Genomic DNA, 457 nt, shown 5'->3' with positions numbered 1-457 from the left:
ATTTACGCCGGATTAGCGCTTGTACATATTTCTCGTTTTGTTACAGGATTCAATTGTTAAAGAGCGGATAAAGCTAAAAGCTTTAAAAGATAAACATCAGACCGATGTGTATGTTTTAAGACTTTCATGAGCAAGTTCAACCAGTCGTTTAAAACTATACTTTTTCACGACCTATTTTTGTTGAATCAAGGCAAGTTCTGAGGACGTGTAGCCTGCTACACGACGAGGAACTTAACGCAGAGTCAGCAAAAATGGTGGAGCTATGCGGGATCGAACCGCAGACCTCCTGCGTGCAAAGCAGGCGCTCTCCCAGCTGAGCTATAGCCCCATTGTGCTCTCTCTATCAGTGATCAGATAATTCGTGTGAACGCTTGCTAAGAATCCGCTATCGTTTAAGGAGGTGATCCAGCCCCAGGTTCCCCTAGGGCTACCTTGTTACGACTTCACCCCAGTCATG

1 tRNA gene and 1 rRNA gene are annotated in these 457 nt (G+C 45.1%); both read right to left on the bottom strand.

From position 1 onward, the window contains the following. Nucleotides 1-252 precede the first annotated feature (252 nt). A tRNA-Ala gene (locus tag JW499_RS21690) sits at nt 253-328 on the bottom strand. 65 nt (nt 329-393) lie between these two features. After that, nucleotides 394-457 (bottom strand): 16S ribosomal RNA (locus JW499_RS21685); the annotation flags it as partial.

The sequence above is a fragment of the Amphritea pacifica genome (assembly GCF_016924145.1).
Lineage (GTDB): Bacteria > Pseudomonadota > Gammaproteobacteria > Pseudomonadales > Balneatricaceae > Amphritea > Amphritea pacifica.
This window is presented reverse-complemented; position numbering and strand designations above follow the sequence as displayed.